Raw genomic sequence first — 16,623 nt, forward strand, 5'->3', positions numbered from 1 at the left:
ACCGATGAACGACATGAGACACGAAAAGCTGATCGTCCGCTTTCTTAAAGCAGCGGCATCACCGGCGGGCGTCATGCGCTGCAAACATACATTCAGCTGGCTCGAAATTTCTTTTCTGTTTATGTTTTTGACAGCTTGCTTAACGGCGCCCGTGTCGATTGCGTTGATGAAAATGGACCGCTTCAACGCCGGGAATTTGCTCCCAAACGTTGTTCAAAAGGCTGACGCGGCATTCATCAAACAATTAAAAGGCTACCAATTGACAAACGGGAGATTGACAGGCACAGACGAGCTGTACCGTGTGGAGAAAGAGAAAACCTTGCTGGCGGTCGATTTGAAGCATGAATTGAAAACAAGCGGTGAGAACGGCCGGATAAAGGCGGAAGGCGGCTATCAAAACGCGCTCATCTTTCAGTCAGATCATCTGATTATCAGCGATCAAAGCGGAGCGGGGTTTTCTGTCCGCTATCCGGCAAAGGCCGGGCTGAATGATCTAGATGCCGATCATGTAGGGGATTTTATCGGTGCCATGTGGTTTGCCCAATATAAGCCGCTTATCATCATGCTGGCCTGTTCCGCGGTTTTCATCATTTCGCTTTTTGTAACGGCCGTTCTGACGGGAGGCATCTGGATCTCCAAAAAATCCAACATGACCGGGATAAGGTCGTTTAAGGAAGCGGCCGCAGCGGCGGTGTGCGGATCAGCGCTTCCGGCAGCGGCTGCAATGGCTTTTGGTATGATCCGCTTTGACTTCATCATGATGCTGCTCATCCATTCGTGCGGAAGCGCTTTGATGGTCTCTTTCATCTTCAGGCATATATTCAAAACCCGCCATCACAACGAAAATCTTCAGTCAGGAGGAAATCATGGTAAATCAGCGGCTATTTGAGATCGACCAGTGGAAAATCAAAACAAACCAATTTGAAAAAGAACATAAGCGGCTTCAGGAAAGTCTGACATCCTTGGCGAACGGCTATATGGGGATCAGGGGGAATTTTGAAGAAAGCTATTCAGGCGAAAGTCTCAAAGGCACATATATCGCAGGGGTTTGGTTCCCGGACAAAACGCGTGTCGGCTGGTGGAAAAACGGCTATCCCGAATATTTCGGGAAAGTGATCAATGCGATGAATTTCATCGGAATTGATGTATATGTAGACGACGAAAAAGTCGACCTCAATCAAAACGGCATCGAATCGTTTGAATTGGAGCTCAATATGAAGGAAGGCATCCTGCGGAGAAGCGCTGTCGTTCGCGTGAATCAAAAGGCTGTCAAAATTTCGTCGGAGCGCTTTCTTAGTCTTGATGTCCAGCAGCTGTGCGCGATTCATTATGAAGCGGAATGCCTGACCGATGAAGCTGTTATTACACTTGTCCCTTATCTTGATGGCCATGTCGCAAATGAGGATGCCAATTTCGAAGAGCGGTTTTGGCAGGAAGAAGCGAAAGGCGCCGAATCTCATCGCGGTCATCTTGTGACAAAAACGATTGAGAATCCGTTTGGAACGCCGCGTTTTACGGTGGCTGCTTCAATGTGCAATGTGACAGAAGGATATGTCAGCGAGCATTTTCAAACGGATGCGATGTACGCGGAAAACCGCTTCTGTTACGAAGTGAAGCCGGGAACAAAGGCTTCTTTAAAAAAATTGATCATTGTCACAACGTCCCGGGACTTTGAAGAAGCAGAGCTTTTAGTAAAGGGCAGGGCGCTTTTGGCTGATGTTCTTCAGCAGGGATATGAAGAAGCGAAGCGGAGGCATACCGAACATTGGATGGAAAGGTGGGCAAAGGCTGACATTGAAATTAAAGGGGATGATGAGCTTCAGCAGGGCATCCGGTACAACCTCTTTCAGCTTTTCTCGACATACTACGGAACCGATTCGCGCTTAAACATCGGGCCGAAAGGATTCACGGGCGAGAAATACGGAGGAGCCGCCTACTGGGATACTGAGGCGTACGCCGTTCCTGTGTATTTGGCGACGGCCGAGCCGGAGGTGACAAAGAATCTGCTTTTATACCGATATCATCATTTGGAGGCAGCTAAACGGAATGCGGCCAAACTGGGGCTGAGGGGAGCCCTTTATCCGATGGTGACCTTCACAGGCGATGAATGCCACAATGAATGGGAGATCACCTTCGAAGAAATTCACCGCAATGGCGCAATCTGTTATGCGATCTACAATTATGTCAATTACACAGGCGACCGAGACTATATGAAAGAATACGGGATAGACGTTCTCGTGGAAATCAGCAGATTTTGGGCTGACCGTGTCCACTTCTCAAAACGTAACAACAAATATATGATCCACGGCGTTACAGGGCCGAATGAATATGAAAACAATGTCAACAACAACTGGTATACGAATTTGATTGCGTCGTGGACGCTTGAGTACACGCTCGAAAACCTCGCTGTCCTCCCGGAGGAAAAACGCCGCCGGCTTGATATACGGGAAGCCGAAATCGAGAGGTGGAAGGATATCATTGCGAAAATGTACTATCCATACAGTGAGGAATTAAATGTTTTTATTCAGCATGATACATTCCTGGATAAAGAGCTTCAGGCAGCGGATGAGCTTGAACCGGATGACCGCCCGCTCTATCAGAATTGGTCATGGGACAAAATTCTCCGCTCCAGTTTTATTAAGCAGGCGGATGTTCTGCAAGGCATTTATTTCTTTAATCATCGATTTACGACGGAAGAAAAACGGCGCAACTTTGAATTTTATGAACCGATGACGGTTCATGAATCGAGCCTTTCGCCGTCTGTCCATGCGGTGCTGGCGGCTGAACTCAAAATGGAAAAGAAAGCGCTTGAACTGTATAAGCGTACAGCGAGGCTTGATCTGGATAATTACAATCATGACACAGAGGAAGGGCTTCATATTACATCGATGACCGGAAGCTGGCTCGCGATCGTGCAAGGATTTGCCGGCATGCGGACCCAAGATGAGACGCTGTCGTTTGCTCCGTTTTTGCCGAAGGAATGGGACGGTTATTCGTTCAACATCAATTATCGGAACCGGCTAATCAATGTGCAGGTAGAGGAAAACAGCGTCGCCTTCAACCTTGTAAAAGGAGAACCGCTTTCCATGACAGTTTATGGAGAGCAAATCGCACTGAACGGACGGTATGAAAGGAGGATGCCCGATGAGCCAATGGTGGAAAGAGGCAGTCGTGTATCAAATTTACCCGCGGAGTTTTTATGATTCCAACGGAGACGGATTCGGTGATTTGCAGGGCGTGATTCAAAAGCTCGATTACATTAAAAGCCTCGGAGCCGATGTTATCTGGCTGTGTCCTGTGTTTGATTCCCCGCAAGATGACAACGGCTACGACATCAGCGACTACAGAAGCATATACGAAAAGTTCGGGACGAACGATGATATGTTTCAATTGATTGATGAAGTGCATAAACGCGGAATGAAAATCATCATGGATCTTGTCGTGAACCACACGTCTGATGAACATGCCTGGTTTGCCGAAAGCCGCAAGTCAAAGGACAATCCTTACCGTGATTATTATTTTTGGAAAGATCCAAAGGCGGACGGTTCAGAACCGAACAATTGGGGATCGATCTTTTCAGGATCGGCGTGGACATTCGATGAGCGGACAGGGCAGTATTATCTTCACTACTTTTCGAAAAAGCAGCCTGACTTAAACTGGGAGAATGAAGCGGTTCGCCGGGAAGTATACGATTTGATGACGTTTTGGATGGACAGAGGCGTTGACGGCTGGCGGATGGATGTGATCGGTTCCATTTCCAAATATGTCGACTTTCCCGATTATGAAACAGATGACAGCAGTCCTTATGTCGTCGGCCGCTATCATTCAAACGGCCCCCGTCTGCACGAATTTATACAAGAGATGAACCGGGAAGTGCTGTCCCGTTACGACTGCATGACGGTCGGCGAAGCAAACGGCTCAGATGTTGAAGAAGCGATAAAATACACGGATCCAAGCAGACATGAGCTGAACATGATTTTTACATTTGAACATATGGACATCGATACAAAACAACATTCGCCGAATGGGAAATGGCAGATGAAGCCGTTTGATCCGATCGCTTTAAAAAAGACGATGACGAGGTGGCAGGCCGCTTTAATGAATGTCGGCTGGAACACGCTCTATTTCGAAAATCATGATCAGCCGAGGGTCATATCCCGCTGGGGCAATGACCGCGAACTGCGCAAACAATGCGCCAAAGCATTTGCAACGGTCTTGCACGGGATGAAGGGAACCCCGTTCATTTATCAGGGAGAAGAAATCGGCATGACAAACAGTGAAATGCCGCTCGAGATGTATGATGATCTCGAAATCAAAAACGCATACCGCGAACTTGTCCTCGAAAATCAAACGATGACAGAGGAAGACTTTCGAAAAGCCGTGGCGAAAAAAGGGCGGGATCACGCGAGAACGCCGATGCAATGGGATGACGGAAAACACGCGGGCTTCACAGATGGAGAGCCTTGGCTGGCGGTAAATCCCCGCTATCAAGAAATCAATGTGAAAGAATCGCTCTCAGATGAAGATTCGATTTTCTATTATTATCAGAAGCTCATCGGGCTGCGCAAACAACATAAAGTTATCGTACATGGAGATTACCAGCTGCTGCTTGAGGATGATCCGCAAATCTTTGCGTATATCCGTGAATACCGGGGCGAAAAGCTGTTAGTCGCCGTGAATTTGTCAGAAGAAAAGGCGCTGTTTCATGCTCCGCCGGAATTGCTTGAAGACAAGTGGGATGTGCTGTTATCCAATTACGCCCGCGAGCGGCTTGATATAAGCGGCAGCATGGACATGGAACCCTATGAAGCTTTTATGATGATCAGCCGGGCAAAGGGTTCGACATTATGAAAGCGGTCATTTTTGACTTGGACGGCGTGATCACGGATACGGCCGAGCATCATTATCTCGCTTGGAAACATACTGCCGAACAAATCGGCATTGAGATTGACCGGAGCTTTAATGAACGGCTGAAAGGCATCGACAGAGAGCAGTCGCTTAACACGATTTTGATTCACGGCGGTGCGGCCGGAACGTATCGGGAGGCGGAGAAACAAGAGATCATGCGCCGGAAAAATCAATACTACCAACAGCTGATCCAAAACTTGACACCGCATGACCTGTTGCCGGGAATCGCCGGGCTATTTGCCGAATTGAAAAGGGAAAATGTAAGCATCGCGTTAGCTTCGTCAAGCCGAAACGCGCCCGCTATTTTGGAACGGCTCGGGCTCATGGACGAATTTCATGCTGTCGTTGACCCGGCTGCGCTTGCTCGCGGAAAGCCCGACCCCGAAATCTTTTTGACGGCCGCAGCGCTGCTCGGTGTGCCTCCGTCTCAGTGTGCAGCAATCGAAGACGCTGAAGCCGGGATCGCCGCGATCAAATCCGCAGGGATGTTTGCGGTGGGAGTCGGTGATGAGACATCGCTGAGCGGGGCTGATTTGATCGTGCCCGACACAAACGAGCTGACATTTGAGCTGCTGAAGGAAGGATGGCAGCGCTGTTGCTGCATAAGAGAAGACAAATGAATCGTAAAATGGCAGGCCGCCTCTGGCGGCCTTATTTGCAATCAGAGAGGAGAAGGCAAAATTAAGATCAAGGTGTTCGGGAGGCCGTTCGGATATGCTTTTCGAATCGAAACCATCAGGCGATTGAATACCGACCTGTTGCAAATTCTAACGCCTGCGCTTTTCATGAAAAACAGCCTAATCGATCCTTTTAAAAGGATGATTAGGCTGAATGTTTATTGAGACATTTGCAATTTGACAAACTTCCGTTTGCCGACTTGGATAATCATACCGTGTTCGACCGCCACATCCGCATGAATCGATTCTGCTTTGATGCCGTTGATTTTAACGCCGCCGTTTTGGATCATTCGGCGGGCTTCGCTTTTGGAAGGGAGGAGTCCGAGCGTCACCAATAAATCGGTGACAGGCACCGTTCCGTCACCTTGCCAGTGTACAGGCGTTATATTGTCCGGCGCGCTGTTTTGCTGAAAAACCTTTTTAAACTGCTGTTCGGCCGCTTCGGCTGCCTCGCTTCCATGATACATGTTGACGATGATTTTCCCGAGAAGCATTTTCGCATCTCGCGGATGAACGGCCCCCGTTTCCAAATCTTTGACAAGTCGTTTTTTATCTTCCGCCTCCAGGTTGGTCGCAAGATGGATATATTTTTTCATCAAACTGTCCGGAAGCGACATCGTTTTTCCGAACATTTCATGAGGGTCTTCATCAATGCCGATGTAATTGTTCTTTGATTTCGACATTTTTTCAACCCCGTCAAGTCCTTCAAGCAGCGGCATGAGAATGACGACCTGTTTTTCTTTTCCGTACTTTTCCTGAAAGTGTCTGCCCATGAGCACGTTAAAATGCTGATCCGTTCCGCCCAGTTCGATATCGCTGTCGAGAACGACCGAATCATATCCCTGCATCAACGGGTAAAAGAATTCATGAAGCGAAATCGGCTTTTGCATGGCAATTCTTTCTTCAAAATCATCGCGTTCCATTAAACGGGCGACGGTAATTTTGCCCGCGAGCGCAATGACGTCTTCCAAGGTTAATCGTTTCAGCCATTTTGAGTTGTAGTGAAGCTCGACTTTGTTCTGATCAAGCACTTTTCCAAACTGTTGAAAGTATGTTTCGGCATTGCGGCGGACTTCTTCGTCCGTCAGCTGTTTCCTTGCGGCGGATTTTCCTGTCGGATCGCCGATTTTTCCTGTGAAATCTCCGATCAGGAGCTGGACGATATGCCCGTTTTCCTGAAATTGGCGCAGCTTATTCAAGACGACAGTGTGGCCTAAATGAACGTCAGGCGCCGACGGATCGAGACCAAGCTTAATTTTCAGCGGTTCGCCGGTCAAAATCGATTTGGCCAGCTTTGCCCGCAGTTCTTCCGGGGGAATGACCTCCTCCGCTCCGTTCATATATAAGTGAAGCTGCCTTTCGACTTCCCGCTTCTCGGCAGTTGTCAGTTGATCAAATTGTTGTTGCTGCATGATAACTCCTCCTTTTTTGTATAAAAAAAGAGCCTCATCCCGATAAGGGACGTGGCTCAAATGCACGCGGTACCACCCTGGTTGAAGACCTCCGTCTTCCGCTCTATTTCAGATAACGGTTTCCCGTTCTTTGCTACTTGAAGGTTCACAAAGAAAGCTCAGGGAGGTAATTCGCGTCTGCCTTTGTACCGGCTCGCACCAGCCGCCGGCTCTCTGGAACAGGGAGACAGCCCGCTACTTGTTCCCGTCGTTGCTTATGGTTTATGAAGATTGTCGTTCACTTTTCGAAGGAGCTCGATCAATGTATTCTGCTCCTCTTTTGTCATGCCTTTGATCAGCATTGTTTCCCCTTTGTGGAACGCCGGATAGAGCTCTTCAATAGCGGCTTTTCCTTCAGGGGTGATCTCGGCGTATACGTGTCTGCGGTCTCTCGGATCCGTGCTTTTTCCGCAAAAGTTCTTTTTTTCAAGCGTTTTAATGACATTGCTCGCAGTGGCTGTTGAAATGCCTGACAGTTCAGCGAGTTTTCTCGTTTCAAGCCTGCCCCATACCCATAGATCGTAAAGAATCGAAAAAGCCGTCCATGACAATTGATATGAGGAAAGGATCTCGGTCTCCATTTTGACGCGGAGCTTTTGCGCTGACCGGTAAAGGTTGGTGGCAACCGAAATGGCTTCAAGATTCAAGGACTCGATCGGCATGCGTTTCAGCTTGATGAGTGTGTCGTGTTCTTCCTGTCGAAGATGGGGGGATCTATCCAAATCGTGACGCCTGCCTTTTTATTTTCAGAATCATTAGCTATGAAACGAATTTTAACAGATGGTTTTCATCCATGCAAGCCCTTTTTTGATATGACGAGAAAAGCCGGCATCATGATGATGACCGGCTCTTGTTTCAGCTATTTTTTGGTGATCTGTTTGCGGCGCACTTCAACCCGATCCCCTTTTTGAATGTTGTCATACTGTTTTTTCGAGACGAGGACGGCATGTTCTTTTCCGTTTTGATCTTCAATCAACAGCCAATATCTTTTTTCATTTCGTTCAGAGAGCGCTTTTTCTTTGATTCCGGCGGTGCGGAGCATGCTTTTTTGTTCTGCTGTATATCCGCCCGCGTGGAAGATCATCCAGTATGGAAAGTAGTAATTCAAAAAGGTTGATCCAGCAGGATTTTGATTGAGTGTTTGCTTGATGCTTCCTTTGAATAGGGCATTGGACGGCAATGTCCGCTGGATGGCGTTGAACTGACTGCTCTTGTTTAAATATTGTCGGCTCGCAGACTGATTCATATAACTGCGCATTCTCTGGTTGACTGAACCCGGACGTGTTTTTAAAGAGCTGTTATTAGCCGAGGAACTCGAAGCCTTGGCTCCGGATGTTCCATTGCTGCCTGTTGCCTCTGCTTGAGCAAAAGGCAGCAAGAGAGACAGCGCCATGATCAAAATAAGAGGAGCGCTTTTTTTCTTCATTGTTCATCACTGCTTTTTTGTTCCACTTTATCTTTGACGACGCCCTCAAGCGGCTCCTGGTCATATTTGATGTATGGGGGACGGTAGATGAAGGCTTCATGATCACGGATTTTAATGTAAGGCTGTTCGACATTTTCCACATTTTCTACATATTTTTTGAAAGTCTCCGTCTTGTCTTTCCCATTTTTCACGTATGATGCTTTCAGTAAAGGTGCTTTGTCGGATTCGCTGTCATTCACGTAATCAAACCATACGAGATCGTATTTTTGAATGGATTGGTCTTCTGAGACCTCCTGTGAACGGTCTGAAGCGGATGATGAACATCCAGATAGGGGAACGGCGAAAAGCATCGCAGCCGCGGATAACGAGATCAGTTTCGATTTTTTCACTGTGATCATCCTATTCATTTCGGTTTCTCTTTTATATACGAACGATCCTGGCAAAGGTGTCATCTGTTCTTGATAGTTTGGTAGAAAACTGGGCGTAATAATTGCATTTTAAACGTAAACAAACTGTAAAATACCATTTCTATGAAAAAAGGTATAATTTGAATGTCAGAAAAAAATCCCATTCACGGAGGATATTTTTATATGAAGAAGATACTTTTTTCTGTTTTTGTTTTGGCAGGCAGCTTGCTATTGGCATTCAATTTTGCCGGTGAGGCGAGTGCTAAAACGAAAAAAGTCAGCGGCTACATCACTTGGTACAACGGCGTGGGCAAAGTCGGCGCTGACGGCAAAAGGCTCGGCCATTGGGACTGCGCCACAAAGATGGGCTTCGATGTTCCGAGAAAAGGCACAAAAATAAGAGCCTATTCTAAAGCAAAACCAAAGAAAGTCATTACAGTCTATAAATATGATGTCGGCAGAATGCCGGGCGCTGTGTTGGATGTAAGCCCGAAAGCTTTTAGAGCTTTGGGATTTCCGACAAGCAAAGGAAAGGTAGCCGGACATTATACATATAAAAAATAGGAGAAAAGAAGCAAGGAAAATCGTTTTCTTGCTTCTTTCAATTGGCGGGGGCGAATATGAAAAAAGTCTTTGTGTTTTTGTTGGCGGCCGTCATTTTAGCCGCAGGCGCATTTGCGGCCTTCCGCTATTTCGTCCCGGAAAAAGCGGAGCCGGCAAAGGGCAGCGGTTCGGACCTGCTCGTATCGATAACCGATCAGAAGCTGATGACCGCTTACTATGAAAATCAAAATAAGCTGTATGAAGAAAAGATGACGGATTACCCGGCTGCGGCATTAGACCGGAAAAAACGCATTCTTTATTATACGAACACCGATAACAGCAATATGAAGCATTTGATCAGGCTGGATTTGCAGTCGGGCGAAAAAACAACCCTATATTCAGGGGATGAATATGTCGACGGACTCAGTTTATCGGCGGACGGTTCGAAGCTGTTCATGCGATACAACCTTGCGGAGGAGAGAAATTTTCACCTCGCTTCCTTTGATTTAAAACAAAAGGCGTTTCACGTCATTTATCCATCGTTAAACAACAAGGACGAGAGCGTCAGCTACTATCAGTACAACAAAGCGAACAATCAATTCGTTATGCTGCATTATTCATTGAAAGAAGACTATCAAAAAACAGATGAGGCCAACAGCAAAGGAGTGCCGCCCAAACCGACGAATATGAACATTTCCCTGGCGGATGAGAAAGATCAGCACCAGGTGAAAACGATCGCAAAATTTATCAATGACACGGCAATTTCGCCGGATGGCAAAACGATCGTCTTTACAGAATCGGCTGATGATCAGAAGTCGATTTATGCGATGGATGCCGAAACGAAAAAATATAAAGCGATCATTTCAGATCAGCGGGCATTTTCATTAGTCGACTCAGCACAGCCGCAATTCTCGAAAGACGGGAAAAAACTTTACTTTCTCGCTGAAGCAAAAGATGCGAAGCTGCTTGAAGATGAAACGGGGAGCGAAGCAAGGGTGAGAACGATTTATTCGTATGATATGGATACGAATAAAGTGAGCAAAGTCTGGGAAAAAACAAACGGGATTATCAACACCTTTTCCGTTATTGACGAATAATGAGCATCAGCCGGCACAAACAGTCTGTGCCGGCTGATGTTTTATCATGAGCCGTTTGCCTGAGATGCCGCAGCCGAGCTCGTCATAATGGCGATTGCTGCCGTCTGTTGTGCTTGAATAACGGCTTCAAGCGTTTGATAAAGTCCTGTTTCCAGAAGCGTCGGATCTTCCGTTTTTTCGCTCATGTACAAATTGACAGCCGTTTTCAGATTCATGTCTTTCTGCCACCTGAACAGTTTATCGCTGTTCAATGCGCCTGCCATGATTGTGATGGCATCTATGTCTTTTTCACCGTTCTCAAGCAATGCAAGCAGTCCGATTTCCGGGTAATGGACAGGCTTCGGTCTTCTATGCTTTTTTGTCAATTCATCGTATATCCGAAGGGAGCGGGCGACAAGCTGATCGGAATCCCGCTCCGGCAAAAGCGAGAGGATGTGGCTGAGAAACTGCAAATCGTTCCCTTTGCGAAAACCCGCTTGGTTCAGCTTTTGGTAAAACGCTTCGATATAGTCGATCAGTTCACCTGTTTCCATGTCTGAACCGGCCAAAAGCACGGCGAGCGGGTAATCGCCGGCCGATGTTAAAAAGACGTGCTTGTCCTTCATTCCTTTGTAAATAGACAAAGCCCGATTGATTTTGTCTTCATGATCATGCTCATCAGGATATTTTGTCAAAAGGATAAGTGCGGACAAGTAGGTGAAAATGCTTTTTTTGAATCCGTTGCCGGTCAGTTTTTCGTAAATAATGAAAAAAGGTCTGATATGCGTTTCAGGTTCTTCGAAGCGCACGTCAAACATAGCGGCGAATGTATAGCGATGGGCCGACTTTAACGGCGAAAATGTCCCGGCGGCCTGTTTGACGGCCTCACTAAGCGTTAAAAACCGTTCTTTATTAAAAGGCCGCTTGTTGACGACATACATGGAAGCAATCATCATCAATGTCCGCTGATCTGTGACTTTCCATTTTAAATCGCTTTTTAACTCAGAGTAAATTGCTTTATATTGATCCAATCGCTGCTGCAGTTTAGCAGATGCCATTTTATCTGTCTCCTTCCTCGGTTTGCGTCGTTTTTGTATATACGAAGCAAAGGAAAATAAGTTTCATGGATTTGGCATCATACCGGGCTTTTGCTTAATAATATGGAAAAGGATACAGCGCGGCAATAATAACAAACGGGAAGATCCTGCTCCTGAACCGTCGGAATCGCCGGCGCGGATATCCGTATCCGCCGTAAAACTGCCTTTCATCTGTCACGTCTTCGGGAATGAGGAGAGATGCTTCCTGACGGTTCACCCCTTCAAGGATCCCGTGAACGGAACGGCCGTCCTTCATTTTCAGCACGACGTGATAGTGCATGTATTTGCGGCATAAATCGTGCAAAGACCTTTGATGATCATGGGGCATTGAGCAAACGGCATCTTTCGGAACACTCATATTCATTTCCATCTCCTTTTAGATTTATGGTATTCATGTAATGGATGAATGTTCCGGCTTGGAACGGTGAAGCCGTGGTATATGTAAAAAAGCCGATATGAATCGGCTTTAAAGATCAATGGTCAGCACTTCTTTCTGCGGCACTTGAAACGGTCGTCATCATCATCAGAAAAACACTTTCTTTTTCTGCATTTGAACCGGTCATCGTCAGAGCTGCGGGTTTTATCCGTTTTAACGGTTTTATCCGTATTATTTGTTTTATCCGTTTTATCGGTATCCGCCGAACGCAGCGCTTTCCTTGACTGTCTTTCTTTTTCCCGCTCAGGGCTGTATGGATCGTAATTGTCATAGTACTCTTCGTAGCTGCTCATTTTGAGGCAATCACCGCCTTTGGGTCATGATATGATAATGTATTATAAAGAGGGGCGTTTTGCCTGTGCATATGTAATGGTTTGTTGTGCCGTAAATAAGCTGATCAACTGACAAAATTCAACATTGAATAAAAGGATTTTTCGTTTCAACCGCTAATATTATTATGTATCAACTATTTTTTTTCGGCTGCGCCTGCCGATGCTTGCGAGAAAGCATTCAGGCGGACAGTCTGATAGGATAGAAGGAGCGGAATGCCGATGAAACGATCCGAAAGTGAAGGAGAGTACTTATGAAAAATAGTAGAAAAAAAGAAATCTTATCGTGGGTGAAAACACTTGTCATAGCCGCCGCGCTTGTCATGGTTTGCCGCTATTTTCTGTTTACGCCGTCAACTGTTTTGGGAGATTCAATGTATCCGACTTTAGAGGACGGCAACATGGTCATGGTTAGTAAAATCAGCGATATTCAGCGCTTTGATAAAATTATTTTTCACGCGCCTGATTCAGATGAAAACTATGTGAAAAGGGTGATCGGCCTCCCGGGGGATACGATCGAAATGAAGGACGATGTCCTTTATATTAACGGAAAAGTATATGATGAGCCTTATTTAAAGAAAAACAAACAAAAGCTGACGCTTCATGAACATTTAACAGATAATTTCACACTGGAGAAATTAACCGGCAAACAAAAGGTGCCGGAAGACCACTTGTTCGTGATGGGTGATAACCGTCAAAACAGCAAGGACAGCCGCTTTTTCGGATTTATTACAATGGACTCCGTTGTCGGCAAAGTTGAGTTCCGTTATTTTCCTTTCAATGAGATCGGCGGAATAGAATAGAAACGAAAAAGGCTTCCCATGATAGGAATGGGGAGCCTTTTTAGCATTCGCGCATTTTGGCGAGCGGGCGGTTTGAAACATTGTCTGTACAGTGAAATAATGAAAAAAGAAACTGGACAACAAGGAGGATGAACAGATGAAAGTTTTTGTAGTGGGGGCGAACGGACAAATCGGGCGCCGCTTGACGAAAAGCTTGAATGAGAGCGATGAACATCAAGTCAGAGCAATGGTGAGAAACGAAGAGCAGGCGCAGGCTTTGAAACAATCGGGAACAGAAACCGCGCTCGCTAATTTAGAAGGCACTGTGGAAAGCATCGCAGAAGCGGCGAAAGGCTGCGACGCGATTGTCTTTACCGCCGGCTCAGGCGGCAAAACGGGCGCTGATAAAACGCTTTTGGTGGATTTGGATGGGGCGGTTAAAACGATCGAAGCTGCCGAAAAAGCGGGCATCCGCCGTTTTATTATGGTCAGCACATTGCAGGCACACCGCCGTGAAAATTGGAGTGAAGCGTTAAAGCCGTATTATGTCGCCAAACATTATGCGGATCGGATTCTTGAAGGCAGCGGATTAAACTACACGATTATCCGTCCGGGAGGCCTGTTAAACGAACCGGGTACAGGCCGGGTGAAAGCGGCGGAAAACCTTGAGCGCAGAACGATTCCGCGAGAAGATGTGGCTGATACCATCTTGGCGGCGCTCACCGAAGAGCATACATTCCGGCGTTCATTCGATTTGGTTTCGGGTGATCAAACGCCCGCCGAGGCGCTTAAATCGATATAAAAGTGAATCGGGGAACCTGTGGTCAGAAGGTTCCCCGGCGTTTTTACAGAAGCGGAATATAGATGGTCATCTTCATCTCGTTCGGCGGCACCGAACGGCACACATCAGTCACTTCAAAGTCCGGTCCTTCTGTTCTCTCGTAATTGGTATTCATCAGCCATGATCCATAGATGTATCTTCTTGTGTTCTGCACGGATTCGGTCGATCCGTTCACATGAAATACGGCGTATTTGCCGCCGGGAATTTTCATATACATAAGCGGCTCCGGCACTTCTCCGGCTGCTGTTTCGCGAACGGCTTCCCCGATGATAAATGAGAAACCTCCGTCATCCTGGAAGCGGCATGACAGCCCGTAACACATATTCGGATCTGTTTTTTGAGGGATTTGCATAAAGTATCCATTTCTGCCGAAATCGTTGTAGAATTTCGGGATATCTTCGAAATACTTTTCCTCGTTTAAATTTGTCCGGTACTCATATCCGATCATATGTATATCGTTTAAATGAGTGATGTGCGGCTTTGGGATGTTCATATCTCCAGTCATCCTTTCTTTATATTCGAGAAAATTCATTTTGGTTTGAAAATCAAGCTTGACCTTTGCTTTGCGGTACTTGGCCGGAGTGATGCCGAAATACTGTGAGAATGCCCTGCCGAAAGCTTCCTGTGAGCCATAGCCGAAATCGATTGCGATATCGAGAATGGAACGGTCCGTTTTCTCAAGCAGAAGCGCAGCTTCAGACAGACGCCGGTTGCGAATGTACTGATAAACGGAAAAACCGGAGATCGCCTGAAAAAGCCTTTGAAAATGAAACGGGGAGAAACATGATTTAGCCGCAATATCCGTAATGTTTAAATCGTTTTGAAGGTGTTCTTCGATAAAATGAACCGCGTTTTGAATTCTTTCATAATCATCCATATTCATCCACAGCCTTTACGATTTGATGATCCTATTGTACAGGATCAAGCGATGGTTTTTTTGATGATTTGTGCTTTTTTAAAAGCCTCCAAATGCGGAGGCTTTTTCTTATTGATGACGAATATCCGTTACTTCAAGAGGGCGCATCATATCGTAATCTTCGTGCTCCAGAATGTGGCAGTGCCAAACATATCTGCCGCTGTACGGCGCGAAGGTTGCGATAATCCGCGTCACCGAGCCAGGAGGTACTTTGACGGTGTCTTTCAGCCCCTTTTCATTCTGTGCCGGTGGAGCTGCCGGACCTGTAAAGACTAGTTCTCCGTTTTCCTGATACTGTTCGATATCAAACGGCCGGTGGTCGAGAATCAAAAATTGGACAAGATGTAAATGGATCGGATGGATCGCTCTTCCGGCATTGATGATCGACCAGATCTCAGTGCTGCCGAGGGCGGGAGTTTCAGTTACCGGTTCATGCCATTTTGTGTTGTTTAAAAGCAGAACAGGTCTTCCATATTGGTCAAGGGACGCGCCCAACGACAGATTTCTAAGGGTATTGATCTTGTGTCTCCGGTAAAATGGGCGTTTTCTCAATATTCTCGGCAATGAACTTGTATCTTTTTGCTTCAATGGTTTTGAGATGCGGAATTGCATGATGTCGGCATCTGTATCGGGATCCGCGTCTTGTCCGCCGCAGCCGATCCGGTTTTTCAATGTCACGGTTTTTCCTTCAGCTCGTGAAAAATCAACGATGATATCGCATCTTTCAGCCGGTGCGATCACCAGTTCATTGACTTTAACCGGATGCTGCAGAAGACCACCGTCCGTGCCGATTTGGTGAAATGTGATGTCATGATCGAAATACAGCTCAAAGATTCTCGTATTGGAGGCGTTCAGTATCCGAAAACGGTATTTTCGAGGTTCCAGTTCATCATAAGGCCATACCTTGCCGTTGACTAAAATGGTATCACCGCAAAAAGCCGGAACAATCGACGGGTCGGGAAGATCCGGCGAAGGGTTGTCAGGCTGCCGCGGATAAAACAATGAACCATCTTCATGAAAGGACTTATCCTGAATCAAGAGCGGAATTTCATATTCTCCCTTCGGCAAGTTCAATGACCGCTCTTCCCTGTCGCGGATAAAATATAAACCGACAAGCCCCGCATATACATTCAGCCTTGTGATGGCCATTGCATGATCGTGATACCAGAGAGCCGTAGCATCCTGCTCATTCGGATATTCATACACCTCCCTTTCAAAAAAAGGGCCTTTGACTTGAAAATCTTTAGTGTACCAGGCTTCCGGGTAACCGTCGCTATCAGGCGGTGTCCGGCCTCCATGCAAATGAACGACCGTTTTGACTTCATGTTCATGATGGCCGTCGTCATGAATTGTATGGTCGACGGGGAGAAAATGATGATCCGGAAGCTTATTCAACCATTTGACCGCGACTTTGTCGTGTTTTTGCACTTCAAAGGTGGGGCCGGGATAGACCCCGTTATATCCAAACAGCCGGGTCGGCGGCAGATCGCGGTGGAGCTGCTGCTGAAATTCTTTCATCGTGACTTCATAATAGGTCATTTCCTTGCTTTTGCTGTGGGGTTTAAGCACTTTCGGAATGGGGAGTTTGTCAACGAATTTTTCAAGTTTCATGTTTCACCTGTCCTCTTTTGTTCTAATGAAAAGATCATTACATTATAAGACGGGTTGCATGGTCTGGTTCCTCATGATGAGAATAAGAAATGTAATTTGTGCTGAGAATGTTAAAAAAAAGAA

At 46.5% G+C, this 16,623-nt stretch carries 17 protein-coding genes and 1 other annotated feature; of the genes, 8 read left to right on the top strand and 9 right to left on the bottom strand.

Annotation, left to right across the window (positions count from 1 at the left end; all coding sequences use genetic code 11):
- Window positions 1-4: 4 nt before the first annotated feature.
- The 4 genes from MKZ04_RS20465 to pgmB are packed head-to-tail and all read left to right on the top strand — an operon-like array spanning window position 5 to window position 5,528.
- Entirely contained in the window at window positions 5-889 is an 885-nt protein-coding gene (locus MKZ04_RS20465) for a DUF1189 domain-containing protein (protein ID WP_065643607.1), read from the top strand.
- Window positions 867-3,203: a glycoside hydrolase family 65 protein gene (locus MKZ04_RS20470; RefSeq protein ID WP_212110067.1), complete on the top strand. Its 2,337-nt coding sequence runs from the start codon at window positions 867-869 to the stop codon at window positions 3,201-3,203. The genes MKZ04_RS20465 and MKZ04_RS20470 overlap by 23 nt, the downstream gene beginning before the upstream one ends.
- Window positions 3,145-4,851: a glycoside hydrolase family 13 protein gene (locus MKZ04_RS20475; RefSeq protein ID WP_341046905.1), complete on the top strand. Its 1,707-nt coding sequence runs from the start codon at window positions 3,145-3,147 to the stop codon at window positions 4,849-4,851. The genes MKZ04_RS20470 and MKZ04_RS20475 overlap by 59 nt, the downstream gene beginning before the upstream one ends.
- Complete coding sequence (gene pgmB, locus MKZ04_RS20480; RefSeq protein ID WP_341046906.1) at window positions 4,848-5,528, top strand: beta-phosphoglucomutase; 681 nt, start codon at window positions 4,848-4,850, stop codon at window positions 5,526-5,528. The genes MKZ04_RS20475 and pgmB overlap by 4 nt, the downstream gene beginning before the upstream one ends.
- Before the next feature lie 215 nt (window positions 5,529-5,743).
- Here pgmB and tyrS read toward each other — a convergent pair whose 3' ends face one another.
- The 4 genes from tyrS to MKZ04_RS20500 form a co-directional block, all read right to left on the bottom strand.
- Window positions 5,744-6,997: a tyrosine--tRNA ligase gene (gene tyrS, locus MKZ04_RS20485; RefSeq protein ID WP_316072854.1), complete on the bottom strand. Its 1,254-nt coding sequence runs from the start codon at window positions 6,995-6,997 to the stop codon at window positions 5,744-5,746.
- 42 nt (window positions 6,998-7,039) lie between these two features.
- Window positions 7,040-7,257, bottom strand: a binding site (T-box leader).
- A complete protein-coding gene (locus MKZ04_RS20490; RefSeq protein WP_223254891.1) occupies window positions 7,252-7,698 on the bottom strand; it encodes a MarR family transcriptional regulator in 447 nt (148 codons plus the stop codon). Its footprint overlaps the feature before it by 6 nt.
- A gap of 197 nt (window positions 7,699-7,895) precedes the next feature.
- The gene (locus MKZ04_RS20495; protein WP_341046907.1) at window positions 7,896-8,462 is read right to left on the bottom strand and encodes a hypothetical protein; all 567 of its coding nucleotides are present in this window, start codon (window positions 8,460-8,462) and stop codon (window positions 7,896-7,898) included.
- Window positions 8,459-8,860, bottom strand: coding sequence for a hypothetical protein (locus MKZ04_RS20500; protein ID WP_328067189.1), 402 nt, complete (start codon window positions 8,858-8,860; stop codon window positions 8,459-8,461). Before MKZ04_RS20500 ends, MKZ04_RS20495 begins: the two co-directional genes overlap by 4 nt.
- Window positions 8,861-9,052: 192 nt before the next feature.
- Between MKZ04_RS20500 and MKZ04_RS20505 the strand changes: the two genes are divergently transcribed.
- Both MKZ04_RS20505 and MKZ04_RS20510 read left to right on the top strand, forming a co-directional pair.
- Complete coding sequence (locus tag MKZ04_RS20505; RefSeq protein WP_020450411.1) at window positions 9,053-9,433, top strand: RlpA-like double-psi beta-barrel domain-containing protein; 381 nt, start codon at window positions 9,053-9,055, stop codon at window positions 9,431-9,433.
- 56 nt (window positions 9,434-9,489) lie between these two features.
- A complete protein-coding gene (locus tag MKZ04_RS20510) occupies window positions 9,490-10,509 on the top strand; it encodes a hypothetical protein (RefSeq protein ID WP_341046910.1) in 1,020 nt (339 codons plus the stop codon).
- 44 nt (window positions 10,510-10,553) lie between these two features.
- Here the strand turns inward: MKZ04_RS20510 and MKZ04_RS20515 are convergent, their stop codons facing one another.
- The 3 genes from MKZ04_RS20515 to MKZ04_RS20525 all read right to left on the bottom strand — a co-directional run bounded on the left by MKZ04_RS20515 (window position 10,554) and on the right by MKZ04_RS20525 (window position 12,314).
- Window positions 10,554-11,546, bottom strand: coding sequence for a DUF4003 domain-containing protein (locus MKZ04_RS20515; RefSeq protein WP_035337070.1), 993 nt, complete (start codon window positions 11,544-11,546; stop codon window positions 10,554-10,556).
- A gap of 94 nt (window positions 11,547-11,640) precedes the next feature.
- Window positions 11,641-11,943 carry a small nuclear ribonucleoprotein gene (locus MKZ04_RS20520; protein WP_023855574.1) on the bottom strand — a complete coding sequence of 101 codons (303 nt, stop codon included), beginning with the start codon at window positions 11,941-11,943 and terminating at the stop codon, window positions 11,641-11,643.
- Between the two features lie 122 nt (window positions 11,944-12,065).
- A complete protein-coding gene (locus tag MKZ04_RS20525) occupies window positions 12,066-12,314 on the bottom strand; it encodes a hypothetical protein (RefSeq protein ID WP_035337068.1) in 249 nt (82 codons plus the stop codon).
- A 290-nt stretch (window positions 12,315-12,604) separates the two neighbouring features.
- On the opposite strand from MKZ04_RS20525, the gene lepB reads away from it, so the two are divergent.
- Complete coding sequence (gene lepB / locus MKZ04_RS20530; RefSeq protein ID WP_020450416.1) at window positions 12,605-13,153, top strand: signal peptidase I; 549 nt, start codon at window positions 12,605-12,607, stop codon at window positions 13,151-13,153.
- 136 nt (window positions 13,154-13,289) lie between these two features.
- Entirely contained in the window at window positions 13,290-13,934 is a 645-nt protein-coding gene (locus tag MKZ04_RS20535) for an SDR family oxidoreductase (protein WP_026578946.1), read from the top strand.
- A 43-nt stretch (window positions 13,935-13,977) separates the two neighbouring features.
- On the opposite strand, the gene MKZ04_RS20540 is transcribed toward MKZ04_RS20535, so the two are convergent.
- On the bottom strand, window positions 13,978-14,850 hold the full coding sequence (locus tag MKZ04_RS20540) for an AraC family transcriptional regulator (RefSeq protein WP_020450419.1): 873 nt from the start codon (window positions 14,848-14,850) through the stop codon (window positions 13,978-13,980).
- 108 nt (window positions 14,851-14,958) lie between these two features.
- Window positions 14,959-16,500, bottom strand: a complete 1,542-nt coding sequence (locus MKZ04_RS20545) for a multicopper oxidase family protein (protein WP_341046913.1) — start codon at window positions 16,498-16,500, stop codon at window positions 14,959-14,961.
- Between the last annotated feature and the right edge of the window lie 123 nt (window positions 16,501-16,623).

The sequence above is a fragment of the Bacillus sp. FSL W7-1354 genome, from assembly GCF_038002405.1.
GTDB classification, from domain to species: Bacteria; Bacillota; Bacilli; order Bacillales; family Bacillaceae; genus Bacillus; species Bacillus paralicheniformis.